Origin of the sequence: Rossellomorea sp. NPDC077527 (assembly GCF_044542955.1) — a bacterium.
GTDB lineage: Bacteria > Bacillota > Bacilli > Bacillales > Bacillaceae_B > Rossellomorea > Rossellomorea aquimaris_E.
This window is the reverse complement of sequence record NZ_JBITVL010000001.1, coordinates 982,852-1,006,702: the sequence shown is the minus strand read 5'-3', so window position 1 is coordinate 1,006,702 and position 23,851 is coordinate 982,852. Positions and strand designations below refer to the sequence as shown.

General features: G+C 43.4%; 26 protein-coding genes. 5 read left to right on the top strand and 21 right to left on the bottom strand.

What is annotated here, in order from left to right:
* Window positions 1–267: 267 nt before the first annotated feature.
* The gene (locus ACIGG7_RS05150) at window positions 268–1,134 is read right to left on the bottom strand and encodes a nucleotidyltransferase-like protein (protein ID WP_224943422.1); all 867 of its coding nucleotides are present in this window, start codon (window positions 1,132–1,134) and stop codon (window positions 268–270) included.
* Between the two features lie 154 nt (window positions 1,135–1,288).
* On the opposite strand from ACIGG7_RS05150, the gene ACIGG7_RS05145 reads away from it, so the two are divergent.
* Window positions 1,289–1,639, top strand: coding sequence for a YgzB family protein (locus ACIGG7_RS05145; RefSeq protein ID WP_224943420.1), 351 nt, complete (start codon window positions 1,289–1,291; stop codon window positions 1,637–1,639).
* A gap of 86 nt (window positions 1,640–1,725) precedes the next feature.
* On the opposite strand, the gene perR is transcribed toward ACIGG7_RS05145, so the two are convergent.
* The 8 genes from perR to ACIGG7_RS05105 all read right to left on the bottom strand — a co-directional run bounded on the left by perR (window position 1,726) and on the right by ACIGG7_RS05105 (window position 7,618).
* Complete coding sequence (gene perR, locus ACIGG7_RS05140; protein ID WP_318246440.1) at window positions 1,726–2,166, bottom strand: peroxide-responsive transcriptional repressor PerR; 441 nt, start codon at window positions 2,164–2,166, stop codon at window positions 1,726–1,728.
* A 92-nt stretch (window positions 2,167–2,258) separates the two neighbouring features.
* Window positions 2,259–2,807, bottom strand: a complete 549-nt coding sequence (locus ACIGG7_RS05135; RefSeq protein ID WP_224943416.1) for a cob(I)yrinic acid a,c-diamide adenosyltransferase — start codon at window positions 2,805–2,807, stop codon at window positions 2,259–2,261.
* Between the two features lie 2 nt (window positions 2,808–2,809).
* The gene (locus ACIGG7_RS05130) at window positions 2,810–3,760 is read right to left on the bottom strand and encodes a D-2-hydroxyacid dehydrogenase (RefSeq protein WP_397549063.1); all 951 of its coding nucleotides are present in this window, start codon (window positions 3,758–3,760) and stop codon (window positions 2,810–2,812) included.
* Window positions 3,761–3,986: 226 nt separating this feature from the next.
* Window positions 3,987–4,451 (bottom strand): thioredoxin-dependent thiol peroxidase, encoded by a 465-nt coding sequence (gene bcp / locus ACIGG7_RS05125; RefSeq protein ID WP_224943411.1) that lies wholly within the window; start codon window positions 4,449–4,451, stop codon window positions 3,987–3,989.
* 73 nt (window positions 4,452–4,524) lie between these two features.
* On the bottom strand, window positions 4,525–4,929 hold the full coding sequence (locus tag ACIGG7_RS05120) for an ion channel (RefSeq protein ID WP_224943408.1): 405 nt from the start codon (window positions 4,927–4,929) through the stop codon (window positions 4,525–4,527).
* Window positions 4,930–4,990: 61 nt separating this feature from the next.
* Window positions 4,991–5,776 (bottom strand): ABC transporter permease, encoded by a 786-nt coding sequence (locus ACIGG7_RS05115; RefSeq protein WP_397549062.1) that lies wholly within the window; start codon window positions 5,774–5,776, stop codon window positions 4,991–4,993.
* 3 nt (window positions 5,777–5,779) lie between these two features.
* Window positions 5,780–6,571: an ABC transporter permease gene (locus ACIGG7_RS05110; RefSeq protein WP_397549061.1), complete on the bottom strand. Its 792-nt coding sequence runs from the start codon at window positions 6,569–6,571 to the stop codon at window positions 5,780–5,782.
* 33 nt (window positions 6,572–6,604) lie between these two features.
* Window positions 6,605–7,618, bottom strand: a complete 1,014-nt coding sequence (locus tag ACIGG7_RS05105) for an ABC transporter ATP-binding protein (RefSeq protein ID WP_224943401.1) — start codon at window positions 7,616–7,618, stop codon at window positions 6,605–6,607.
* Between the two features lie 176 nt (window positions 7,619–7,794).
* Between ACIGG7_RS05105 and ACIGG7_RS05100 the strand changes: the two genes are divergently transcribed.
* Together ACIGG7_RS05100 and ACIGG7_RS05095 are read left to right on the top strand one after the other, a co-directional pair.
* Window positions 7,795–9,081: a glutamate-1-semialdehyde 2,1-aminomutase gene (locus ACIGG7_RS05100; RefSeq protein WP_397549060.1), complete on the top strand. Its 1,287-nt coding sequence runs from the start codon at window positions 7,795–7,797 to the stop codon at window positions 9,079–9,081.
* Between the two features lie 259 nt (window positions 9,082–9,340).
* Entirely contained in the window at window positions 9,341–10,423 is a 1,083-nt protein-coding gene (locus ACIGG7_RS05095) for an FUSC family protein (protein WP_224943392.1), read from the top strand.
* A 44-nt stretch (window positions 10,424–10,467) separates the two neighbouring features.
* Here ACIGG7_RS05095 and nikC read toward each other — a convergent pair whose 3' ends face one another.
* From nikC to fabL, 10 genes are all read right to left on the bottom strand, one after another.
* A complete protein-coding gene (nikC, locus tag ACIGG7_RS05090; RefSeq protein WP_224943389.1) occupies window positions 10,468–11,364 on the bottom strand; it encodes a nickel transporter permease in 897 nt (298 codons plus the stop codon).
* A 28-nt stretch (window positions 11,365–11,392) separates the two neighbouring features.
* The gene (locus ACIGG7_RS05085; RefSeq protein WP_224943563.1) at window positions 11,393–12,397 is read right to left on the bottom strand and encodes an ABC transporter permease; all 1,005 of its coding nucleotides are present in this window, start codon (window positions 12,395–12,397) and stop codon (window positions 11,393–11,395) included.
* 260 nt (window positions 12,398–12,657) lie between these two features.
* A complete protein-coding gene (locus tag ACIGG7_RS05080; RefSeq protein ID WP_397549099.1) occupies window positions 12,658–14,247 on the bottom strand; it encodes an ABC transporter substrate-binding protein in 1,590 nt (529 codons plus the stop codon).
* Between the two features lie 75 nt (window positions 14,248–14,322).
* On the bottom strand, window positions 14,323–15,288 hold the full coding sequence (locus ACIGG7_RS05075) for an ABC transporter ATP-binding protein (RefSeq protein WP_224943386.1): 966 nt from the start codon (window positions 15,286–15,288) through the stop codon (window positions 14,323–14,325).
* Window positions 15,263–16,279 carry an ABC transporter ATP-binding protein gene (locus ACIGG7_RS05070; protein WP_224943384.1) on the bottom strand — a complete coding sequence of 339 codons (1,017 nt, stop codon included), beginning with the start codon at window positions 16,277–16,279 and terminating at the stop codon, window positions 15,263–15,265. Before ACIGG7_RS05070 ends, ACIGG7_RS05075 begins: the two co-directional genes overlap by 26 nt.
* Window positions 16,280–16,586: 307 nt before the next feature.
* Complete coding sequence (locus ACIGG7_RS05065) at window positions 16,587–18,335, bottom strand: ABC transporter ATP-binding protein (protein WP_397549059.1); 1,749 nt, start codon at window positions 18,333–18,335, stop codon at window positions 16,587–16,589.
* A gap of 167 nt (window positions 18,336–18,502) precedes the next feature.
* Complete coding sequence (gene ntdP / locus ACIGG7_RS05060) at window positions 18,503–19,033, bottom strand: nucleoside tri-diphosphate phosphatase (protein ID WP_224943379.1); 531 nt, start codon at window positions 19,031–19,033, stop codon at window positions 18,503–18,505.
* 174 nt (window positions 19,034–19,207) lie between these two features.
* Window positions 19,208–19,471 carry a YgaB family protein gene (locus ACIGG7_RS05055; RefSeq protein ID WP_224943377.1) on the bottom strand — a complete coding sequence of 88 codons (264 nt, stop codon included), beginning with the start codon at window positions 19,469–19,471 and terminating at the stop codon, window positions 19,208–19,210.
* Window positions 19,472–19,879: 408 nt separating this feature from the next.
* Window positions 19,880–20,083: a gamma-type small acid-soluble spore protein gene (locus ACIGG7_RS05050; RefSeq protein ID WP_224943375.1), complete on the bottom strand. Its 204-nt coding sequence runs from the start codon at window positions 20,081–20,083 to the stop codon at window positions 19,880–19,882.
* Window positions 20,084–20,159: 76 nt separating this feature from the next.
* Window positions 20,160–20,903, bottom strand: a complete 744-nt coding sequence (gene fabL, locus ACIGG7_RS05045; RefSeq protein WP_397549058.1) for an enoyl-[acyl-carrier-protein] reductase FabL — start codon at window positions 20,901–20,903, stop codon at window positions 20,160–20,162.
* A gap of 104 nt (window positions 20,904–21,007) precedes the next feature.
* Here fabL and ACIGG7_RS05040 point away from each other — a divergent pair, with 104 nt between their 5' ends.
* Window positions 21,008–21,232: a hypothetical protein gene (locus ACIGG7_RS05040; RefSeq protein ID WP_224943371.1), complete on the top strand. Its 225-nt coding sequence runs from the start codon at window positions 21,008–21,010 to the stop codon at window positions 21,230–21,232.
* Between the two features lie 42 nt (window positions 21,233–21,274).
* On the opposite strand, the gene mutY is transcribed toward ACIGG7_RS05040, so the two are convergent.
* Window positions 21,275–22,381 (bottom strand): A/G-specific adenine glycosylase, encoded by a 1,107-nt coding sequence (mutY, locus tag ACIGG7_RS05035; protein ID WP_397549057.1) that lies wholly within the window; start codon window positions 22,379–22,381, stop codon window positions 21,275–21,277.
* A gap of 49 nt (window positions 22,382–22,430) precedes the next feature.
* Window positions 22,431–22,739: a hypothetical protein gene (locus ACIGG7_RS05030; RefSeq protein WP_224943365.1), complete on the bottom strand. Its 309-nt coding sequence runs from the start codon at window positions 22,737–22,739 to the stop codon at window positions 22,431–22,433.
* A gap of 90 nt (window positions 22,740–22,829) precedes the next feature.
* Here ACIGG7_RS05030 and ACIGG7_RS05025 point away from each other — a divergent pair, with 90 nt between their 5' ends.
* Complete coding sequence (locus ACIGG7_RS05025; RefSeq protein ID WP_224943363.1) at window positions 22,830–23,816, top strand: metal-dependent hydrolase; 987 nt, start codon at window positions 22,830–22,832, stop codon at window positions 23,814–23,816.
* Window positions 23,817–23,851 lie beyond the last annotated feature (35 nt).

Below are 23,851 nucleotides of genomic sequence, written 5' to 3'. Positions count from 1 at the left end.
TCCGATAAAAGTTTGAATAGCTCTTTAAAATAAATCTAGAATTAACGTTGACGTATTGTCTTGTTTTGTTCAGTTTTCAAGGTTCAATGTGTAAGCGCTTCATTTGAGCGACTTAACCATCTTATCAAGTTGCCCTTATTTTGTCAACAACTTTTTAAGTTTTTTTAAGTCGCCACTGACCGCTCGTTACCGTCGTTCAGCAGCGACATTTACTAATATAACAAGGTACCTGAGTGAAGTCAACGATAAATTAGTATTTTACTATAATTATTTCTTCGCCCGATAATATCGGTGATAAATCCCTTGTCCCTTTGTTTCTATATTTACAATTTCCACAAGACCCTTATCGGTGAGATATTCAATGAGCATGCTTAAATCTACAGAGTATTGCCTGGCTTCAGAATGATTAAGAAGGTCCTGGAACGACCAGTGTTCCTTTTGAGCCAAGATGTCCAACAGATGCTCAGTTGAAACCTTGGTTCTGGAGTGGATGAGAAACTCACTTGCCAAAAATAGCAGTTCCAGTCGCTTATCAATTTCTTCATCACTCGTCACGAGCTCTTCGTATAACTTATAAATTTCGGGCTCTATCTGTTTTACCTGATTCCAGACAGTGACTTCAGGATGAAATCCGTTTTCGATGACGGCAAGCCTTGCTAAATGATGCAAGGAATGAACAATATGATTGTAGGCATCCAAGTAATGCTTGCTTTCAAAGAATTCTTTACCGTCCATGTAACGGCGAATCAATTTTGCGAATTCCATGCCCATCTTTATCTTTCTTCCATAGAAAGGAAAATCCTTTAACTCCGTTTTTAGATTGTGAATAAATTCGTTGCGGTCAAACAAGACTTTACCATTGAAAAGCCAATCGATCACTTTACGATTGGAACCAAGAAGAATCCACTCGTTTAGTTTAGCTTCTGTTACGATATGTAAGGCCGCCTTTTGTTCTTTATAAGAGTAGTGTTTGATGAATACTGGTTCTTCGGCTTCTTTCACAACGAGAAACAGTACTAAATCAAAGGTATCGGTCAACGGACTTGATTTCTTGCTTTGTTCTATTAAAAGCGCTCCTAAAGTATTGGGGTGACTTGTACGCTCTTGGTATATTGGTCGTAAAATGTCTTCCATTTCATACTCCTCCACATCACTCATTGGTTGGTTACTATTTCGACATTCAAAGGGGATTTCCTTCTCTGAATATAGTCATTTTTCGACAAAGCGGTTTCGTATCCCTCTTATGATAACAAATATGGTATAGTATTTTTTTAGGAGGGACAATCAAATGGCTAAGAATTATTCAAGTAAAATCAATAAAATCCGTACGTTTGCCTTAAGCTTGGTTTTCATCGGATTTATCATTATGTACGTCGGTATATATTTTAGAGAACATCCATGGGTCATGACAACATTTATGCTGCTGGGTTTTCTGGGAATCATCGGAAGTACGGTTGTCTACTTCTGGATCGGGATGCTGTCCACAAAAGCTGTGCAGGTGACATGCCCGAATTGCGGGAAGGTTACCAAGGTTCTCGGCCGTGTTGACATGTGCATGTATTGCAACGAACCGCTTACTCTTGACCCGAACCTTGAAGGCGAAGAATTCGACGAAGATTATAACAAAAAGAAAAAATAATGTGGCATGAGAAAAGACCTTCGATGGAAGGTCTTTTTTTGAATCAAAAAAATAAAAGAATGGTTCTAGATTAGAACCATTCTTTCCTAATGAGCTTCTTTTGCAGAACATTCAGCACATGTCCCGTAGATTTCCATACGGTGATTGTTCACTTTGAATCCCGTTACATGGGAAGCGAGTTGTTCCACTTCATCCAATCCCGGGTAATGAAAGTCAACAATTTTGCCGCAGCCATCACAGATGACATGGTAATGATCCGTTGTCACAAAGTCAAAACGACTGGAAGCATCTCCATAAGTCAACTCTTTCACTAAGCCTACTTCACGGAATACGCGTAAATTATTATAAACGGTAGCCACACTCATGTTAGGGAATTTCCCTTCTAGTGCTTTATATATGTCATCAGCTGTAGGATGGGCCATTGAATCAATGAGATACTCTAATATCGCATGACGCTGAGGAGTGATGCGGACTCCCGTTTCCTTCAATGTCGAAATCGCTTCTTTTAATTGTCCTTCTTCAGACATCGTCATGCACCTCTTTTCATAAGAATTATTATTTTATAATCTTTATAAATAGTGTACTAATCAATGTTCCCTTTTGTCAATCTTTGACCCTATTACTCATGAAGGTTTTTCTCTTGCTCCCCAAGCTGTTGATTGATATAACGGCCGGCCACGAAAAGGTAGTCAGATAGTCGATTTAGATAAGAAAGCACCAATGGATTGATGTCTTCTTCAATTGAAACAGCTTCTCTCTCTGCTCTCCTCACAATCGTCCTTGCAGTATGGAGTGCTGCACCGGCTGGATGTCCTCCTGGAAGAATGAAATTACTTAAAGGGGTCAGAGCCCCATCTAGGAAATCGATTTGATCTTCTAATTCTTTGATATGTGTTTCCTCAAGCTTCCATTTCACTTCTTTGCCTACAGGCGTCGCAAGTTCCGCCCCAACATGGAATAGGATGGTTTGTACTTTATGGAAGAATTCATCGAATTGTTCCTTCCCATCAAAGTATTCCGCTTTAGCATAACTTAGACCAAGACCGATCATGGAATTCGCTTCATCACATGTCCCGTAAGCTTCTACCCGTTGATCCTTTTTGGATACACGTGTCCCGTAAACAAGGGAGGTCGTCCCTTTATCCCCCGATTTTGTATAGATTTTCATATTCAATAGCCCCTCTCTGCATCAATCACGTTAATAAAATGTTCCTTGTTATTACTATATGTAGATAAATTCTTTTTAAAGATTTCAAATGCTCTTGGCATGTATTTTTTTGTGATGCTTGATAGGTGAGGTGTCACCGTGATGCCTTCCGCCTCCCAAAATGGGTGATTTCGGTGGAGTGGCTCATGATCAAATACATCCAGGAATAAATGACCGATCAGCTTCCTTTCCGCCGCTTCAAGAAGGACGGATTCTTCAACAAGGTCACCCCGGCCAATATTGATAAAAACAGCTGTATCCTTCATCTGCTCGAAGTGATCGACTTTAAGGATGTGCTTCGTACGATTGGTACTTGGCAACACGGATACCACGTAATCGGCTTTCGGCAGCTGTTCATTGAAGGTCTCCAATGTGAACATGCTGTCAAAATGTTCTCCTGGTAAGCCAGTAGAATTCACTCCGCTCACGTTCATATGAAATGCCTTCGCGAGACGGGCGATTTCACCTCCGATAGCCCCAGCACCAAGAATGAGAAGAGATGCTCCATGAAGCTCGGAGGTGGGTAATCTTCTACTCCACTCGGCGTTCATTTCCTGCTCCCTTACCGCTTGAAGTTGTTTCGCATGTTGAAGCATCAATCCGATCGTGAACTCCGCCATTGGAATCTTATGGATTCCCCTTGCATTGGTCACGAGGATCCCCTTTTTTTGAATGGCTTCAAACGGCATTTTTTCCAATCCTGCAGAAATGACCATGATCCATTTGCATTTCTTACTTCTTTCAATATGATCGTCTGTTAAATCTTCCCCCATTGTGACGATCACGTCTGCATTTGGCAGTTCGCTTTCTGCATCTTTGATTTTTTTATAAAACAGGAACTCAACCTCAGGGAAGCTGTTCGTTAAATCTGAGACGAATTCTTCCTTTGGCTGAAATGTAACGATGATTTTCATATACCTGCCTCCCATCCCTATTGTTCATTATTTTACCATATTGACGAGGAATGACCCTAGTTTCAACCCCAAGAGGGCATAAAAAAAGAGGATCGACATGGTCGATCCTGCTACACGGATGAGACTGACTTATTTGAGGAGGTTGCCCTACTCTTACTATATGTCCCTACAGCTTTTGTGAATGGACAAAAGCCTCGAACCCGTTAAAATAGGCTTGAAAATAGGCTTAGGAAAGATTCTCTTGAATGTACTGAAGAGCTTCCTCCACATGCCCCTTCACTTTCACCTTTCGCCATTCCTTGGACAGGTTTCCTTCTTTATCGATGATGAAGGTGGAACGCTCAATTCCCATGTATTCTTTCCCGAAGTTTTTCTTCAGTTTCCATACGCCATATTCCTCGGCTACTTGATGGTCTTCATCTACAAGTAGAAGAAAAGGCAGTCCATGCTTGTCTATGAATTTTTCATGTTTATCAACCGGATCCGGACTCACACCGAGGATAACGGCATCAAGATCTTCAAAGTTCTCATGCTGATCCCTGAAATCACATGCTTCTGTCGTACAGCCGGGTGTCATGTCTTTTGGATAAAAGTAAAGGACTACGTTTTTCCCTAGATAGTCTGAAAGCTTTACCTTTTCTCCATTGCTTGCAAGTAATTCGAATTCAGGTGCTTTTTGACCAACTGTCATCTATTTTCCCCTCCAATTGAATATTGTTCTGACCTTAGCGTACCCAATAGAAGGAAAAAACTCAAACCATACGCTACTTGTTTTCATAGTTCAGGAAGGATTTCACGACAAACGCTGCCGGGATTGTATAGCCAAGCCATGATTCAATGAGAGCGATCCCTCTCCCGATTCCGACTGGTGTTACATCTCCGTACCCTACCGAAAAAAGGGTGATTCCACTGAAATACATCGTCGTAAAAAAGTGATCAAGAAAGTCTCCCGTCAGCGGGGCACCCCCCTCTACGAGAATCGGGATCCCCTCAAGCTCGAGGAGTGTAAACAATAAGCCGAAACCGATCATAATAGTGATATAACTCATCCCCAAAAACAGAAAATGATGAAGGGAAACGTGATGTTCTTTCCATTTCGAAGGATAGAATAATGCCCGGAGGCTCATACCCATGCAGAACAGTATAAAAAAACCAATGATAAGAAGCATGTACATACCCTCTTTTTTCTGCTTGTCTTTGTATATGTACGCTTATCAAGAAGAAAAAATTCTAGTTACCTGCTCCTCTATACCGTTTTACACCTTCATTCCACAGAACAATGGAAAAGATGAAAAATCCGATTCCGACAAATGGAGTGAGAAATGAATAAGGGTACCATTCCGTCTTTTCAAGGAAAAAGGCAGAAGGGTACACGCCAACGAACGCAAAAGGAAGTATCCATGTTAACACGAACCGTATCACACTATTATAGATATCAACAGGATATCTCCCGTAGTTTCCGATATTGTACATCATAGGCATGATGGACGTTTTCGCATCCGACCAGAAGGCAATGCTCGCAAGGGAAATGAAAATCCCTGCATACACTAGTGCCCCTCCGAAGACAAAAATGATGAAAAGAATCGGTTCATACCATTCAAACGAGATATCAAGCCTCCCCCCTGTGTAAAACATGACGGCCATTCCCGTAACCACACCGAAAAGGGACTCAAGTTCCATCCTTTCTAATATCACTTGAAACAAGCTGTGGATCGGCCTCGTCAGGATCCGGTCGAACTCCCCTTTCACCACATACCTGTCGTTGAAATCCCAAATATTAAAGAACGAACTGAATAACGCAAATGGAACTAGGAAAAATCCATAAATAAAAATGATTTCATCTCTCGTCCATCCGCTCAACAGCTGGGTGTGGCCGAAGACAACGAGGATAAATACAAGATTAACAGCTTGGAATAATAAGTCTGACAGAATTTCTACAATCAAATCCGCCCGGTATTGAAGTCTGATCTTCATATATTGGGCGACGTATTGAAAGAACATCTTTACATAAAACATCCGTCACCCTCCTTGAATGATCATTTGTTTTTTAGCCATGGCCCACAGTACCTTAATCGGAATGAGAAGGATCAACGACCAAAGTCCTTGCATCATAATTGCGTTAAATGCCTCCGAAGTCGAAAAGCCATTCGTGAAAATCATGCTCGGAACATAGCTGATGCTTTGAAACGGTAGATATTCCATTACATTCTGCGCCCATAGCGGAAAGAAGTGAATGGGCAGCAACAGTCCTGAAAACAAATCAATGACAACCCGTTTCGCACGAATCAAACCGTCGTTATTAAATAAGAAAAAGGTCGTGATACCGGTCAACAGGTTGATTTGAGTATTGATGATAAAACTGAACAGGATGGAAATGGAAAACAACCCCAATGTATCAAACCCTGAACCGATTTGAAGAGGGAATATCAGACTCACGATGATCATTCCCGGAAAGGAGAAAAACACCAACCGGAAGATTCCCTCACCAAGACCCTGCATCGTCTTCATTCCAAGATAGTTATATGGTCTGATAAGTTCTACCGCCACTTTTCCCTCTTTGATTTCCTGTGCGATTTCACGGTCGATATTATTAAAATAAAAAGCCCTTGCCATCCAGGAAACGGCAACATAGGTCGTCATCTGAATGATCGATAATCCTTCAATGTCCTGTTTCCCTCCGTAGATGGCCTGCCATAAGAAGTAATACGCTCCGATGTTGATGCTGTAAATTAAAATCCCACTATAATAATTCGTCCGATAGGCAAGCATCATGAGAAATCGAATTCGGATCATTTCAATATATTTAGCCACGATACCCTCTCCCGGGTTGGCCAGTCACATTTCTCATCTTGAGACAGCCCCTTTTTCATAAATGTTTCGGATGATTTCCTCGGTGGTCGTTTCCTCTATCTTCATGTCTTTCACTTTGAAGGATGCCACAACATTAGTGATGAGCTGTGAAATGACTTCTTCATCGGCTTCAGTAATCGCGGAATAGGTCTGCTTTTTCTCATCAAATGACCATGAAATGCTCTGATCTTTTGTAAGATCCGATAGCGCCGTGAGGGACGTCCCATCCAGGAATTGAAATACGACTTCTTTCTGATCTCCCCAATTTTCTTTTAGCTGGTTCAATTGACCATCATAAATGATCTTCCCTTCATCCAGCATCACGACCCGCTCACAAAGAGCTTCGATATCTGATAAATCATGGGTTGTCAGCAATATGGTTGTCTGATATTTCTCGTTGATTTCTTTTAAGAACTGGCGTATCTTCAATTTCACAAGGACATCCAACCCGATCGTTGGTTCATCCAGGAAGAGTAAAGGCGGGTTATGAACCAAAGCTGCCGCTAATTCACATCTCATCCTCTGCCCCAGGGATAACTTACGGACAGGTTTGTCCAGCAGCGGACCAATATCCAGAGTTTCAATCACATGACCCATGTGCTCCTTATATTGCTGGTCGGGAACCTTATACACTTTTTTTAGAAGTTGAAAAGACTCCTGGACCGCAATATCCCACCAGAGTTGTGAACGCTGCCCGAATACTACACCGATTGTTTGTACGAATTTTTCACGATCCCGATGGGGATTCATGCCATTTACGGTCAATTCTCCCCCAGTCGGAGTCAAGATGCCTGTCAGCATTTTAATGGTGGTGGACTTCCCCGCTCCATTCTCACCAATGTATCCGACCATCTCCCCTTGTTTCACATTAAACGAAATATCGTTCACTGCGGGAACGACTTTATAATTACGCGTAAACAAATCCCTGAAAGCTCCCTTCAGTCCTGAACGACTGGAAAAAGCTTTGAATTCCTTACGCAAATGATTTACTTCAATTGCATTCATCATGCGTCCTCCTAGGTTTCACTTTTACAAACAAAGAATAGTGTACCACAGGGAGTTGTATCTATTTGAACAGTCTGCTTGAAAAAATCATCAGCCATTACTCGTTATTTGCTAAAGTGGAAAAGGCCGTACTACAATAGAAGGGTAATGCAAAGAAAAAATATACTCGGGAGGAAAACATGAAATTCACTGAATCAGAAACTTTACATACAGAAGCACTGGAACATATCGTCGGAGGTGTCAACAGCCCCTCTCGTTCATACAAAGCCGTTGGCGGCGGATCTCCCGTTGCCATGGAAAGAGGAAAGGGTGCCTACTTCTGGGATGTGGATGGCAACAAGTACATCGACTACCTGGCAGCTTACGGTCCGATCATAACGGGTCATGCACACCCTCATATTACGGAAGCAATTACGAAGGCGGCAGAAAATGGGGTTCTATACGGTACTCCTACACGTCATGAAGTGAAATTTGCCAAAATGATTAAGGAAGCCATGCCTTACATGGACAAGGTACGTTTCGTCAATTCCGGTACCGAAGCGGTCATGACGACGATCCGTGTGGCAAGAGCATACACAGGTAAAGATAAGGTCATCAAGTTTGCAGGCTGTTACCACGGACACTCGGACCTTGTATTGGTTGCAGCAGGATCTGGCCCTTCTACACTGGGAACGCCGGATTCAGCCGGTGTTCCTAAAAGCATCGCCCAGGAAGTCATCACTGTCCCATTCAATGACATCGAGCCATTTAAGGCAGCAATGGAAAAATGGGGAGATCAAATCGCAGCTGTCCTTGTTGAACCGATCGTCGGTAACTTCGGGATCGTAGAACCGAAGGAAGGCTTCCTCCAACAGGTAAATGACATTGCCCATGCTTCAAATTCCCTTGTTATTTATGATGAAGTCATTACGGCATTCCGCTTTACTTATGGCGGGGCACAGGACATGTTACAGGTGAAGCCGGACTTGACCGCATTAGGGAAAATCATCGGCGGTGGCCTTCCGATCGGAGCATACGGCGGAAAGAAAGAAATCATGGAACAAGTAGCTCCGTTAGGACCTGCCTATCAGGCAGGAACGATGGCCGGGAACCCAGCCTCCATCTTGTCAGGGATTGCCTGTCTTGAAGTACTGAAAGAGGAAGGCGTCTATGAAAGACTAGATCAGCTGGGAGAAATGCTTGAGAAGGGGATTTTGGCTGCGGCAGAAAAGCATAACACGCCGATTTCCATCAATAGGCTGAAGGGAGCCCTCACCCTCTACTTCACGAAAGAAATAGTAGAAAACTATGAACAGGCAGAAGCGACGGATGGAGAAATGTTTGCAAAGTTCTTTAAGCTAATGCTCCATCAGGGAATCAATCTTGCTCCATCAAAATATGAAGCATGGTTCCTGACGACGGCTCATACAGAAGAGGATATCAAGGTGACACTCGAAGCAGTTGACCGTGCATTTGCACAATTATAATAGAATTGAAGAAAATGAAAAGCCTGTCCGCCTGGTAATCTGCCAAGGCGACAGGCTTTTTTTATGAAGGGACAGAATAATGATCTTCCCCATTACATATCTATGTATTTTGTAGAAGTGAGATGGTTTATCCACCCTTCCTGAAAGGTACATATTTTTGTAGAAACTTATTTAAAATTTCCTATTGATATTGCTTGTAAGTACATGTATAGTACAGTATTGTTTATAAAAACGTTACACAAGAAAGGATTCTAATTCCATGAAATTTGGTGCTCGCATCCTCAAAACAGGAATTGCGATTGTATTAGCTTTACTTGTATCAGAGCTTCTGGGTATACCGTCTCCGGTGTTTGCTGGAATTGCGGCGGTCTTTGCCGTCCAACCCACCATCTACCGTTCTTACCTGACGATCATCGAACAAATTCAGGCGAATTTGATCGGTGCCGGTATCGCCGTACTGTTTGTCCTGCTATTCGGTAGTAATCCACTTATCGTTGGACTTGCAGCTGTCATTGCCATTGCCATCATTCTAAAATTAAAATTACAAAATACGATCGGTCTCGCTCTCGTGACGATGATTGCGATCATGGAAGTGACGGATCAGGACTTCATCCAGTTTGCATTCATCCGTTTCTCGACAATCATGATCGGGGTCTTTTCATCTTTCGTGGTGAATTTGGTCTTCCTTCCGCCTAAATACGAAACCAAGCTTTATCATAAAGTGTCGGACTCAACGGAGGAAATCCTGAAGTGGATCAGATTGAGCATGAGACACGCCACAGAATTCCACCTTTTAAAAAAAGATCTGGAACGCATTAAAGAAAAGCTGATTAAAGTAGACCAGCTGTATCTTCTTTATAAAGAAGAACGGGACTATTTCAAGAAAAATTCCATCGTCAAAAGTCGGAAGCTCGTGATTTTCAGACAAATGATTTCTTCAACCAATCGAAGCTTTGAAATCTTAAAGCGGCTGAACCGGTATGAAAATGAAATCTTTCAATTACCTGACGAATTACGGGGCGTGATTAAAAATCAACTCGACTGTTTATTGACCTATCACGAACAATTACTGTTGAAATTCCTCGGTAAGATGCACCCGCATGCAGAATCAGAGGCACAGCAGGATGTATGTCTGCATCGTAAAGAGCTGATGAAAATTATGCTTGAAGAGGTCAAACACCATACAAAAGACGATAACATTCATAACTTCCACCTTCTTCACATCTTTTCTGCCATTTTTGAATACGACGAGCACCTGGAGCATTTAGAAAAACTGATTACAAGCTTCCAGTCGTATCACAAAGAGGATAACGAGGTCATGATCGGGGAAGAGGAAGAATAAATAAAAATGGAGCAGAGGATCATATCCTCTGCTCCATTTTTTGTTTAGTTTTTCATTTTAGGATCAAGGGCATCCCGAAGGCCGTCCCCCATCAGGTTGAATCCTAATACAGTAAGCATGATGGCAAGCCCTGGGAAGATCATCGTCCATGGTGCCTGAAGCATATACTGCCTTGCATCCGACAGCATTTTCCCCCATTCAGGCTCTGGTGCCTGAGCTCCTAGTCCAAGGAAGCCAAGAGCTGCCGCTTCAATGATGGCAGTCGCAATGGCAAGTGTCCCCTGTACAATGATCGGCGCCATACTATTTGGCAGCACATGACTGAATAATATCCGAAAATCACTCATCCCGATGGCTTTCGCAGCCATTACATACTCTTCCTGCTTTACACTCAACACCCTCGAACGTATGAGTCGTCCGAAATTCGGGATATTGATGATGGCAATGGCAATCAAAGCATTACGGAGAGATGGCCCAAGAGCTGCTACCACAGCAATGGCTAACAAGATGCTCGGAAATGCAAGCATGATGTCAAATACCCGGGAAATGATCGTATCGACCCATCTGCCGTAATATCCGGCTACGATCCCAAGTAAACTTCCGATCACGGAAGAACCGATGACCGCGAAGAATCCGACCCAGAGGGAGATACGAGCTCCATGGATAATCCTTGATAATATATCTCGTCCAAAGTCATCCGTCCCTAACCAATGCTCCGAGGATGGTGCTTGCAGTCTTTTCGAAAGATCCTGTTCATTGATTCCCTGCGGTGCGATAACCGGGGCTGCAATCGCCAGGATGACAAAGAAAAGAACGATGCAAAAGCCGACTAAGGCAATTTTATTTTTAGTGAAGCTTTTCCAAGCTTCCTTCCAGGGAGATACTGTTTCTTCTTCCATAGAAGGGTGGAGTTCCTTTTGCGGTTCTGCTACTTCTGCCATGAGAGATCACCTCTTTCTTCTATTGATGTTAGTTGTATTTAATACGGGGATCGACAGCCGCATACAGTAAGTCGACAATCAGGTTAATCGTGACAAAGATCGTGGCCACGACGAGGATTCCGGATTGTACGACAGGATAATCCCGGTAACCGATCGCTTCATAAATATATCGTCCGATTCCCGGCCAGCCGAAGATCGTCTCGGTCAGGATCGCCCCTCCAAGGAGAAGACCCATCTGCAAACCGATGACCGTCAGGACCGGAATGATGGCATTCTTCAACGAGTGCTTGTACACGACCCAGAACATTTTCAGACCTTTCGCACGTGCAGTACGAATATAATCCGAACGCATGACCTCCAACATACTGGAACGGGTCATACGGGCGATGATCGCCATCGGGATGGTCGCAAGGGCAATGCCCGGTAGGATGATGTGTTTCAAAACATCACCAAGCTGGTCGAACCGCCCCTGCATGATGGTATCCAGAATATAGAAGTTGGTGATAGAGTCCACGGGGTTTCGTATATTCTCCCTTCCCGTAGTAGGCAGAAGGTCTAGCTGTATCCCGAATGTCCATTGCTCCATCAGTCCTAACCAGAAGATCGGCATGGAAACTCCAACAAGTGCCAGGATCATGGCTGTATAATCGAACCAGGAGTTTTGAAACCATGCACTGATGATACCGGCATTCACTCCTATTACGATGGCAATGATAATGGCCACGATCGCAAGTTCCGCCGTAGCCGCCAGATAAGGCCAGATCTCGGTTGAAACCTCTGTCTTTGTCCGAAGGGAACTTCCTAAATCCCCGGTCAATAATCCTTTAAGATAATCAATGTATTGAATATACCAGGCATTATCGAGACCCAACTGATCCCTCAAAGCAGCAACGGCTTCTTTCGTAGCCTGCTGCCCAAGGATGACCTGTGCAGGATCACCAGGAATAGCACGTATGATTGAAAAAACGATAAGAGTCATCCCGAGTAAAACAGGAATGAGCTGCAATAATCGACGAATGGTGTATTGGAACATCATGTTCACCTCTCTATGTGGAGATTCTGATTTCGATAGAATAATAATGCTTGTCGGGGCTGTTCAACCCGCTTCCGCTTTTCTTCTTGTCCAGCTCCAGCGGCTAGCCCCTCGAGGTCATAAGTCAATCTTACCCCAAAGGCAAAGACCGCCTTTTGTGCAAGCTCCCCTTATGCTTGTCGCCTCTGGGCAAAGCCCCTCCGCTTTTCTATGTACAAAGGGGAGAAATCTGCGATGTCTCCCCTTTGGTTTATTGCTTATTACTCCATGTCAACTGCGCCTAACCAGTCAGAACCAGTTGGATGCGGTTTGAAGTTCTTAAGTGCAGCGCTTCCTGCAAGTAGTGGTGTAGAGTGAGCAAGTGGTACCCACGGAGCATCCTCATGGATGATTTCCTGTGCTTTCTTGTACAGCTCTTCACGTTTTGCTGGATCTACTTCTGTTTGAGCATCGATCAGGATTTTGTGTACCTCATCGTTTTTGTAGTAAGAGTAGTTGTTGCTTCCGATATTGTCTTGGTCAAGAAGGACATATAGGAAGTTATCTGCGTCTCCATTATCCCCTGTCCAACCAAGTAAGAATGCGTCTGCTTCTCCGTTTTTCGCCTTTTCAAGGTAAGTAGCCCACTCGTAAGATACGATTTTCGCTTTAACTCCTACTTCAGCTAAATCCGCTTGAATTGCTTCTGCTACTTTTTGACCGTCAGGCATATATGGACGAGGTACAGGCATAGCCCAAAGTTCCATTTCAAATCCATCCTTATGACCTGCTTCAGCAAGAAGTTCTTTCGCTTTTTCAGGATTGTATTCATAAGGCTCGATATCTTCATTGTATCCACCGATTACTGGAGGCATCGGGTTTTTCGCCATTTCTGCTTTTCCTTCGAAGAAAGCATCAATGATTTCTTGCTTGTTGATTGCATAGTTGATTGCTTGACGTACTTTAGGATCATCAAAAGGTTTACGAGTAGATGTCAAACCTAAGTATCCAACGTTCATAGACGGACGTTCGAATAATTGCAGGTTGTCATCACCCTCAACTTTACTTGCATCACTCGGATTTACTCCATCAGCAAGGTCGATTTCACCAGAAATCAGTGCATTCAGACGAGCTGAGTTTTCAGGAATCGATTTGAATACGACTTGATCTAACTTTGGTAAATCTTTGTTCCAGTAGTCTTCGTTTTTCTCTAGTACGATTTTGTCATTACGCTTCCACTCAACAAATTTGAAAGGACCTGTCCCTGCATCTGTCGGTGTTTCAGCAAGCTTGTCTCCTAATTCATCAATTGCTTTAGGACTTACGATAGCGAAAGGACTCATGGCAACATTCTTTAAGAATGGAGCTTGAGGACGCTTTAATACGAATTCAACCGTCATATCATCAGTAGCTTTCACTTCTTTGATAACATGACCTTCATCAGCTTTAAAACCACCAAACATGGAACCGTAATATGGGAATTGATCTGCATTCCCGTTCATCCAGCGTTCGAAGTTCTTCACAACGGCATCTGCGTTGAAATCAGTGCCATCCTGGAATTTCACGCCTTCACGCAGCATGAATGTATACGTCAGACCATCCTCGGATACTTCCCACTTTTCAGCTAATCCCGGGTTTACTTCTGTATCCTGTTCTCCGAATTTCACAAGTGTTTCGAAGATGTTCTTTGTTACTTTAAATGATTCACCGTCGGTTACTGTTCCTGGATCAAGTCCAACAGAGTCTCCTCCGCGACCAAAGATCAGTACTTTAGGATCTCCCTTATCTCCACTGTCGCCGCTGTTCCCTGAAGATTTTTCATCTCCTCCACATCCGTAAAGTACGGATGATACGAGCAGGATGAGCAGCATTAAAATTGACCAGCTCTTTTTCCTCAACTAAATCCCCTCCTGAATAATGTTTATATACTTATGAGACTTGCCGCTTTAGTAAAGATGGCAAGCTACATAATGCCCTGGTTGGTGTTCCTTGAATTCAGGTACCTTCTGCTTACACATGTCTGTGGCATGTGGGCACCTGGTATGGAATGTACATCCACTCGGTGGATTGGAAGGACTCGGAATGTCCCCCTGTAAAAGGATCGTATCCCTTTCGAAATCGGGATCCGGCACCGGAACCGCTGAAAGGAGTGCCTGGGTGTATGGATGAAGCGGCTTTTCATACAGGTTTTCACTATCACTCAGCTCCACCATTTTCCCGAGATACATCACACCCACTCGGTCACTTATATGCCTGACTACACCCAGATCATGCGCGATGAAAATATAGGTGAGTCCGAATTCTTTTTGTAAATCCTGCATTAAATTCAATACTTGGGATTGAATCGATACATCAAGGGCCGATACTGGTTCATCGGCTATGATAAGCTTCGGCTTTGTCATAAGTGCCCTTGCAATCCCGATACGCTGCCTTTGCCCCCCACTGAATTGATGGGGATAGCGTTTGGCATGGTAGCTACTTAACCCTACGATATTGAGGAGTTCGTGAACCCTTTCTTTTCTTTCCTTGGCAGACCCCATTCCATGAACCTTCAAAGGTTCTTCAAGAATCTTTTCTACTGTATGCCTTGGGTTCAACGATGCAAACGGATCTTGAAAGACCATCTGCATTTCCCTGCGAATTTTCCTCATCTCCGAGTTTGATAGACTCGTAAGCTCCCTGTCCTCAAATGTGACCTTTCCGTCAGATGGATCGATGAGTCTCATGAGCATCCTGCCGGTCGTCGACTTTCCACAACCACTTTCTCCTACGATACCTAGTGTTTCGCCTTTATTGACGGTGAAGGAAACCCCATCCACCGCTTTCACCGAGCTGACAGGTCGTCCCAATATGCCGCCTGTGATCGGAAAATGTTTCTTAAGGTTCTCAACCTTTAGCAACGGTTCCGTCATAAACTCCCTCCTCCACTTCATCGAACAGGAAGCATCGTGTGCAATGTCCTTGTGATGTTTCATATAATTCAGGTGTTTCCACTAAGCAGCGATCGAATGCTGAATCACAGCGTGCTGCAAAACGGCACCCAGTCTTAATGGACCCCGGTTTCGGAACATTCCCCTGAATCGAATGTAATCGCTGTTGTTTAATACGCATATCAGGTACGGACTGTATCAGACCTTTGGTGTAAGGATGTTGAGGGTTCTTGAAGATTTCTTCTACGGTCCCCTCCTCCACCACCTTGCCTGAGTACATTACGACTACCCGTTCACACGTTTCAGCAACGACTCCCAGATCATGTGTGATCAGAAGTACCGCTGTATTCAGCTCTTTATTCAGCCTCTTCATCAGCTTTAATATCTGGGCCTGGATCGTCACGTCCAGTGCCGTTGTCGGTTCGTCTGCAATCAGGACGCGGGGGTCGCATACCATCGCCATGGCAATCATGACCCTTTGTCTCATCCCACCGGATAATTGATGAGGATATTCCTTTATCAATTCCTCCGCTCTCGGCAGTCCGACCATTTTCATAATATCTACAGCTTTATCTCTTGCTTGTTTCTTTCCAACCTTCGTATGTATTCGTATTGCTTCAATTAATTGATCACCTATGGTAAAAACAGGGTTTAACGATGTCATCGGTTCTTGGAAAATCATCGCTATATCATTTCCCCGGATATCCCTCATCCGTTTCTCGGATGCTTGTGTCAGATCTTCATCTTTATAAAGGATCTTCCCACCTACAACTTTCCCCGGTGGATTCGGTACGAGACCCATGATGGATAGGGATGTAACACTTTTTCCACATCCACTCTCCCCGACGATCCCGAGAACCTCCCCTTCATTCACATGAAAACTGACTCCATCGACTGCAGGAACTTCTCCATCATCCGTAAAAAAGGAGGTCCTTAAATCTTCCACTTTCAGTAAAGGACGCTGTTCGCTCATTCAAATCCTCCTCTTATGAACTATCTCTCTTTTCTCAATAGTGCTTATTTTCTAAATTTTTATATGTTTCTTATTATACAAGATGTTACAAATGTTGCAATCCATTTTCAGAATTTTTCTACACAAAGTCGATATTCCTAACTCAATTCAATATATGTCCAATTAACCTGTTCATTCCTTCCAGATAAAGTTATTTAGTCCTACGATACTCATGTCACACCTGAAATAAGTTTGATATGTTTTTTGGAAACACAAAAAAAGTCATGACTTTTATCACGATAATTGTGATAAGTCATGACTTACAATGCTATTGGTCAAGCTGCTGTACCTGGAAGAGTTTGTAGTAGTGACCTTGCTTTGCCATCAACTCTTCATGTGTTCCCATTTCGACAACTTCCCCATGTTCCATATGGATGATTCGATCTGCGTGGGTGATCGTCGACAGGCGATGGGCCACGATGAAGGTTGTCCGGTCTTTTGCCAGGATTTCAAGAGACTCCTGGATGAGATGTTCACTTTCTAAATCTAAGGCAGATGTCGCTTCATCCAGGATAAGGATCGGTGGATTCTTTAAGAATACCCGTGCGATTGCCACCCTTTGCTTCTGACCGCCGGACAGCTTCACACCGCGTTCTCCAACACGGGTGTCGTACCCTTGAGGCAGTTTCATGATGAACTCATGGGCATTTGCCGCTTTCGCCGCCTCTATGACCTCTTCATCCGTCGCCAGGGGATTACCGAACTTAATATTCATTTTGACGGATTCACTAAAGAGGATATTGTCTTGTAACACCATTCCGATATTATCCCGCAACGACCTGACCTGAAATCTCCTGATGTCCGTACCGTCTAAAAGGATTTCACCTTCCGTCACATCATAAAAGCGTGGAATCAGGCTGACCAAGGATGATTTTCCTCCACCGCTCATTCCGACCAATGCAACAGTTTCTCCCCTTTTAATGTCCAAATTAAGGTTGCGGAGTACTCTGTCTTCATCTGATTCGTAACGGAAAGAGACAGTGTTAAACGTGATATCCCCACGAACATTATTACAAGGAACGGCTCCCGGTTCATCATCAATATCATACTTTTCATCCATGAACTCAAACACTCGATCCATGGAAGCAATCGATTGAGTCAAGGTTGTAGAAGAGTTCACCAGTCGTCTGAGGGGCCCGTATAGACGGTCGATATATGCAATAAAGGCAGCCATTGTACCAATGGTAAGGTCTTTTTCAATTACCTGCAGACCTGCATAACCGATAATGATCAAAGGTGAAATATCTGTAATGGTATTGACCACTGCGAATGCTTTCGCATTCCAGCTTGTCTGCTTTAAAGCTTTCGTTAAGAAATTATTATTCTGCTCCTGGAATTGCTTTTGTTCATAATCTTCCACTGCAAAACTCTTGATGACAGCCATACCCTGAACCCGTTCGTGCAGATGACTCTGTACTTCTGCCAGCGCCTGGGAGCGTTCTCTCGTCAATCCCCTGAGCCTCCCGAAGAAATACCGGACAGAGAAGGCGTAGAAAGGAAAGGCAATTAGAGATACTAAGGTGAGGGAAATATCCATCGTGAACATGATGGACAGGGCAATGACAATGGTAGCCGCGTCCAACCAAAGATTCATCAATCCTGTGATGACGAAATTCTTCGTTTGTTCCACATCATTGATGACCCTAGAGATGACTTCTCCCGCCCTCGTATTGGAATAATATTTAAAGCTGAGCCGTTGTATATGTGAGAATAAATGGTCCCTCAAGTCATACAGGATCTTGTTTCCCGTCCACTGCGCAAAATACTGCCGATAGTACTCCACCGGTGGTCTGACGAGCAGGAACAGAACGAGCATGATTCCCATGATCATGAGCAGCTGACTCGTCTTTTCATCAGCGCTTAACCCTTTGGCTCCGACAATATCATCGATGACATATTTGATTAATATCGGAATCAGAAGGGGAATCGTAAATTTGATGATACCTATGATTAATGTACCTATAATCTGCCATTTATAAGGTTTGACAAACTGAAGGTACCGTTTAATACTATCCAATCAAATACTCCTTTCTAAGATGTATATGTTTAGTTTACCCCAATAAAAAGGGGTGACCCTGTATAGAAAGAAGTGCGTCTCCTCCATAAAGACCTAACAATCGATCAGGGGAAGGTTGCTTCTTACCAGGTCAGCCCATTGACACTTATACAATTTTTCAAGTCCAGTTATCCCCTATGCGTCAGATAACGCTCGTACCAAATATCGATAAAATCCGGGGCAAACGGACCTTTTCTTTGTCGGATCCAGCGAACAAGCTTTTCGACATTCCGCTTTAGGATGTGATCGATCACATCCGGATAACCGTATAATTTTCGATGAGCTTCATACTCATCTTCATCAAGCAAGGTATAGGTCATGTCGGGAAACACTTTAATATCGAGGTCGTAATCGATATACTTGATCGCCTCATGATCATATACAAATGGTGAGCTTAAATTACAATAATAATAAATACCGTCCTCACGAATCATACAAATAATATTGAACCATAGCTCCGAATGAAAATAACAAATGGCCGGTTCTCGGGTCATCCACGTCCTTCCGTCTGACTCCGTCACCATCGTCCGGTCATTTCCACCGATGATCTGATTCGTCGTCCCTTTCAGGACAGTCGTCTCATTCCAGATTCGGTGAATGTTTCCGTCATGCTTAAAGCTATGTATTTGTACAGATTTTCCTTCAGTGGGAACCGCCATCGTACCCCCTTCTTTCGTTTCAAAATTACCCTTTTATATACTTGTCTATTTTATCATTATAACGTTTCCACAGAAAATTTAAAACAAAAGGGCTACCCTTAAAGAAAATATCCTTAAGAATGGCCCGAAATTGATAGTAACTGGGGGTGTTCTCCTCAGAACACCTGTTAATGTTCAGGTAGTGACTCCGTTTTGTTCCTTTTGATAAGAACGAATCACCTCATCGGTTTGCTTTTGAAAGATTTTTTGGATTTCCTTGAGATCCCTCTTTTTAGTGAGGATTTCCTTCTGTATCGATTCTACCTTTGTCATCTCCTGAAGCTCGATCAATTCTTCCTCCAACACCTGGCAACGCTCTATCTCGGACTGAAGATATAACAACTTATCCATCGTCTCCAACTGCACAGTAACCAACTCATTAAAACGCTGCTGTATCACTTCAACCAACTCCTCTAAACAAGCTCTCCTAACACATTCTCCCTTCAGTTCACAAACCCTTTGACTACTTCTGTCACAATGGGGAAAGTTTTGTCGAGGTGAATGATAGAGGTGGTGGGGTTGGTGATGATTCCAATATATGTTAAAAAACGCATTTATCATCGTAAATGACGCAATTGCCTTTCAGAATGACGCAAATAATAAAAAAACGACGCGATTCCTATAAAGAATGACGCAATAAACCCTCCAACCCCTCTTCAAAAAAGATATTCCCCCTCCAATCGAGCACTTTCTCAAAACCTATCATGCTTTCTCAGACAGAATTACCGCTGAACCGGTCATATCCTCCCCCAAAAATCGAAAAAGCACCCATTTAAATGGGTGCTTTTTCCGTCAAGAACAATTCAATTATTGTTGTTGACCGTATTTACCAGAAGCTTTCGCTTTGTTAGCTTCTGCTTGTTGGTTTTGTTGCTTCACTTGTTGTGCAGCAGTTGTTTCTGAAGCGAACTCAGTACCGTATTGTTGGTTAGTCGCTCCAGCTTGAGCGTTTTGTTGTTTCACGTGTTGAACGCTTGTACCAGATTGAGTTTTGTTTGGTTGTTTTGCCATTGTAATCACCTCCACGCTTATTAAGATAACCAAGCGTGGATTTCACTATTCGACCAATTTCAGGAAAAACATTCCATTAAACAAGCAGGGAACGACCACCGTCCACGATGATGGTTTGCCCTCTAATCATGGAAGAATCGTCCGAAACAAGGAACATGACCGACTTCACAAGGTCATCTATTTCGACCATGCGTCCTGCAGGTGTTTTACTGCGGGCATCTTCCAGCAGCTCTTCACGGTTAGGGAAGTGCTTCAGAGCATCTGTATCGATTGCCCCACCTGAGACTGCATTCACAATGATGCCTTTTGGTGCAAGTTCAACAGCAAGATAACGCGTAAGGGCTTCTACTGCAGCCTTTGACACCCCCACTGTTGTGTAATTATCCAAATAGCGAATGGATCCCAACGAGCTGATGCTCACGACGCGTCCACCGTTATCCATTAATTTTGCCGCCTCCTGGGCACAGAACAATAGAGCCTTGCTGTTGATGTTCATCGTCCAATCCCAATGAGATTCTTCAAGTTCCATCACAGGACGCAAAACTCCTGAGGCAGCGTTGCTCACCAATACGTCCAGACGGCCGAACTCTTCTTTGATCTGTTCGAACATGGATTTGATTTTATCCACATCACCGACATTCGCACGGACAACAAATGCTTTCTGTCCAAGTTTTTCAACTTGTTCAGCTGTTTCAAGGGCACCTTTTTTGCTTCTGGCATAGTTGATGACGATATCGTATCCTTTTTCAGCCAGCTGGATGGCGATTTCCCGTCCAAGACCGCGGCTGCTTCCTGTTACTAATGCTACTTTTTGACTCATGATTCTTCATCCTTTCCATTTCATTTTCCAATTGCTCCAAGGCATAAACAGACCCTGAACAAGCAAACTAATAAGAACATATCAGTTAATTGGAGGAATGAGTTATGTATGTAGGCAGAGATATGACCGAGCTTTCAATGATCTCGAAAGATGAATGGAAAGAAAGCGAACTTGCTTTCTTTCATCATTCACTACAACAAATAGTACCCTATTTGAACGCAGAAGGACAATCTATTCACCGGGAAATCGTCGAAGAAATTGAAAACCGGGGTGGATTGAAGCGAGGAGAAGCTGATTACACTCATGGCACAAAGATCAGTTACGACTGAATGTACATGACTGAAGGAAGCAGCCGTCCGCGCTGCTTCCTTCTATTTCTGTAATATTCCTTCTCCTGTTTCCTTCCAGATTTTTTGGTGTGAGACAGGGAAAGCATACTTCTCCATTTCCTCATGGGTAACAGCCATAAGATCTGTTCCTTCAAGGGTAGTACTGTCAACTGATCCCACATATACTTCAATATCCCAAACAATATGAGAGAATATGTGCTGTATCTTTGTCACAACACCAGCCTTGACAGAGCAATCCACTCCATATTCTTCTTCCATAAGATCAAGCAATTGCTTCCGTCCACTGCTAGTATTCCCCACTTCAAAATTAGGGAATTCCCATAAATTAGCGAGCAGCCCTTTAGATGGACGTTTATGAATCACGACCCGATCATCTTCAGTGAACAGCACGGCAGCCGCCATATTGAGCTTGCGGGCAGATTTCTTCTTTGATTTAACGGGAAGTTCGGCTTGCACTCCTTCTTCAAAAGCCTGGCAGTGTTCCCGCACAGGACAAAGAAGACATGAAGGTGATGTCGGGGTGCAAATCAAAGCACCAAGTTCCATCAATGCCTGGTTGAAGTACGATGGATTTTCCTTGGAAATCAAGTCCCTTACCGCTTCTTCAAACACTTTTCTCGAAGAAGGCTTTGCGATATCAAGCCAAATGGAGAGAATGCGTGAAAAGACTCTCATCACATTTCCATCTACAGCAGGCTCCGGTTTACTGTATGCAATACTTAAAATCGCCCCCGCCGTATACGGTCCCACTCCTTTTAAAGAAGAAATTTCCTTAGGGGTATCAGGGACGACCCCTTCGTACTTTTCATTTACTTCTTTAACGGCAGTCTGCAAATTTCTGACTCTGGAATAATAACCAAGCCCTTCCCATGCTTTCAGGACATCTTCTTCATCAGCAGAAGCAAGAGCATTTATGGTAGGAAACTTTTCTATGAATCGGTTAAAATAAGGTATGACCGTATCCACCCTCGTTTGCTGAAGCATGATTTCCGACACCCACACTTTGTAAGGGTCCTGATCCTTCCTCCACGGCAAGTCACGCTGTTCTCTCGAAAACCATGAAATTAAATCTTTCTGAAATTCCTCACGGTTGATGGTCTGTAAATGTTTCAATGGTTCTTCTATCAATTTTGTACCTCCAGGATGTTAAATGTTACATTGAATAGGGAATAATTAATTAGCGACCTGTTTTTAGGCATAAAAGGTTTATTTCTTGCAATCCACCACAAATACATTCGTCCAATAATCCAAATAATAAATGATGACGGGACATCCGTAAACGTTTTAACACATGAAAATGGGATTCAGTTGGAACCACAAAGGTTTCAATGTAGCGATTCGATTCGTCTCCGGCTTTCTCCCAATGGACATTGAAAGCATCATATTGTGGTAATGTCTCTGCGATACTGGTCATAATTTGCTTATATCGAGACTGTAGATTCTGCTTTATTTCGTATTCCATATAAATGTGCAAGGTGTTTTTCATTTGTAATGATCTCCTTTTAACCATATCATGATCACCAATGACAAGTCATAAACAAATCTTAGAAATTGCGAGCCAAGGGAGGACTTTTTTTTGGATACAGGCACTCATATCGTCATGGGCTTCGCTCTCGGGGGATTGGCTACATTGGATCCCGTTGTTGCCGAAAGTGCGGCCACTTCTCAAAGCGTGTTGGTTGCAGCTGTCATCGGCTCTCAAATACCTGACATTGATACCGTTTTGAAATTACGTAATAATGCCGTTTATATACGCCACCATCGTGGAATTACACATAGCATTCCCGCGGTTATACTTTGGCCGCTTTTGATCGTTGCTTGTCTTTATCCGTTTTTCCCTGGGGCAGACCTGCTTCATTTATGGATTTGGACATTTGTGGCCGTATTCCTTCATGTATTTGTCGACATTTTCAACGCTTACGGGACACAGGCAATTCGTCCAATATCGTCGAAATGGGTCGCATTAGGGGTCATCAACACATTTGATCCGGTTATTTTCGGGATTCATATTGTCGGATTGATCCTTTGGGGAATCGGACTGCCTCCAGGAAAAACTTTTTTGGTCATGTACCTTGTCATTTTTGCCTACTATGTACTGAGATTCCAAGTACAAAAAGCGGTGAAAAATGCAGTGAAGAGAAGAATCCCGAAAGCGGAAAAAATTATTGTCTCCCCTACGATCCGATTCTTCCAATGGCGCCTGGCCGTCGTCACCAAAGAACATTATTACGTGGCAAGGGCTTATAGAAGGTCGATTACGATTTTTGATAAATTCGAACGCGTGGCGATACCGGAAAATCCCGTCATCCGCGCCGCCCAAAAAGATAGAAACCTGGCCGCTTTTCTCTCCTTTTCCCCGGTTTACCGCTGGGAAGTGGATGAGTACGATGACCATTATGAAGTCCGCTTCATCGATCTCCGTTATCGCAACAATGGACACTATCCTTTCGTCGCGCTGGTGCAGCTGGACAAAGACCTGAACATCGTCAGTTCCTACACAGGCTGGGTGTTCAGCGAAGAAAAACTACGCTCAAAAGTCGACATCGACATTTTAATTGATTAAAGCAATGAGGGACGGACCTTTAAAGGTACGTCCCT

What these genes read in the sequence shown, in the direction of transcription:
- ACIGG7_RS05150 (WP_224943422.1), bottom strand. Translation starts at nt 1,134, where the DNA reads ATGGAAGACATTTTACGACCAATATACCAAGAGCGTACAAGTCACCCC.
- ACIGG7_RS05145 (WP_224943420.1), top strand. Translation starts at nt 1,289, where the DNA reads ATGGCTAAGAATTATTCAAGTAAAATCAATAAAATCCGTACGTTTGCC.
- perR (WP_318246440.1), bottom strand. Translation starts at nt 2,166, where the DNA reads ATGTCTGAAGAAGGACAATTAAAAGAAGCGATTTCGACATTGAAGGAA.
- ACIGG7_RS05135 (WP_224943416.1), bottom strand. Translation starts at nt 2,807, where the DNA reads ATGAAAATCTATACAAAATCGGGGGATAAAGGGACGACCTCCCTTGTT.
- ACIGG7_RS05130 (WP_397549063.1), bottom strand. Translation starts at nt 3,760, where the DNA reads ATGAAAATCATCGTTACATTTCAGCCAAAGGAAGAATTCGTCTCAGAT.
- bcp (WP_224943411.1), bottom strand. Translation starts at nt 4,451, where the DNA reads ATGACAGTTGGTCAAAAAGCACCTGAATTCGAATTACTTGCAAGCAAT.
- ACIGG7_RS05120 (WP_224943408.1), bottom strand. Translation starts at nt 4,929, where the DNA reads ATGCTTCTTATCATTGGTTTTTTTATACTGTTCTGCATGGGTATGAGC.
- ACIGG7_RS05115 (WP_397549062.1), bottom strand. Translation starts at nt 5,776, where the DNA reads ATGTTTTATGTAAAGATGTTCTTTCAATACGTCGCCCAATATATGAAG.
- ACIGG7_RS05105 (WP_224943401.1), bottom strand. Translation starts at nt 7,618, where the DNA reads ATGATGAATGCAATTGAAGTAAATCATTTGCGTAAGGAATTCAAAGCT.
- ACIGG7_RS05100 (WP_397549060.1), top strand. Translation starts at nt 7,795, where the DNA reads ATGAAATTCACTGAATCAGAAACTTTACATACAGAAGCACTGGAACAT.
- ACIGG7_RS05095 (WP_224943392.1), top strand. Translation starts at nt 9,341, where the DNA reads ATGAAATTTGGTGCTCGCATCCTCAAAACAGGAATTGCGATTGTATTA.
- nikC (WP_224943389.1), bottom strand. Translation starts at nt 11,364, where the DNA reads ATGGCAGAAGTAGCAGAACCGCAAAAGGAACTCCACCCTTCTATGGAA.
- ACIGG7_RS05085 (WP_224943563.1), bottom strand. Translation starts at nt 12,397, where the DNA reads ATGTTCCAATACACCATTCGTCGATTATTGCAGCTCATTCCTGTTTTA.
- ACIGG7_RS05080 (WP_397549099.1), bottom strand. Translation starts at nt 14,247, where the DNA reads ATGCTGCTCATCCTGCTCGTATCATCCGTACTTTACGGATGTGGAGGA.
- ACIGG7_RS05075 (WP_224943386.1), bottom strand. Translation starts at nt 15,288, where the DNA reads ATGACGGAACCGTTGCTAAAGGTTGAGAACCTTAAGAAACATTTTCCG.
- ACIGG7_RS05070 (WP_224943384.1), bottom strand. Translation starts at nt 16,279, where the DNA reads ATGAGCGAACAGCGTCCTTTACTGAAAGTGGAAGATTTAAGGACCTCC.
- ntdP (WP_224943379.1), bottom strand. Translation starts at nt 19,033, where the DNA reads ATGGCGGTTCCCACTGAAGGAAAATCTGTACAAATACATAGCTTTAAG.
- ACIGG7_RS05050 (WP_224943375.1), bottom strand. Translation starts at nt 20,083, where the DNA reads ATGGCAAAACAACCAAACAAAACTCAATCTGGTACAAGCGTTCAACAC.
- fabL (WP_397549058.1), bottom strand. Translation starts at nt 20,903, where the DNA reads ATGAGTCAAAAAGTAGCATTAGTAACAGGAAGCAGCCGCGGTCTTGGA.
- ACIGG7_RS05040 (WP_224943371.1), top strand. Translation starts at nt 21,008, where the DNA reads ATGTATGTAGGCAGAGATATGACCGAGCTTTCAATGATCTCGAAAGAT.
- ACIGG7_RS05030 (WP_224943365.1), bottom strand. Translation starts at nt 22,739, where the DNA reads ATGAAAAACACCTTGCACATTTATATGGAATACGAAATAAAGCAGAAT.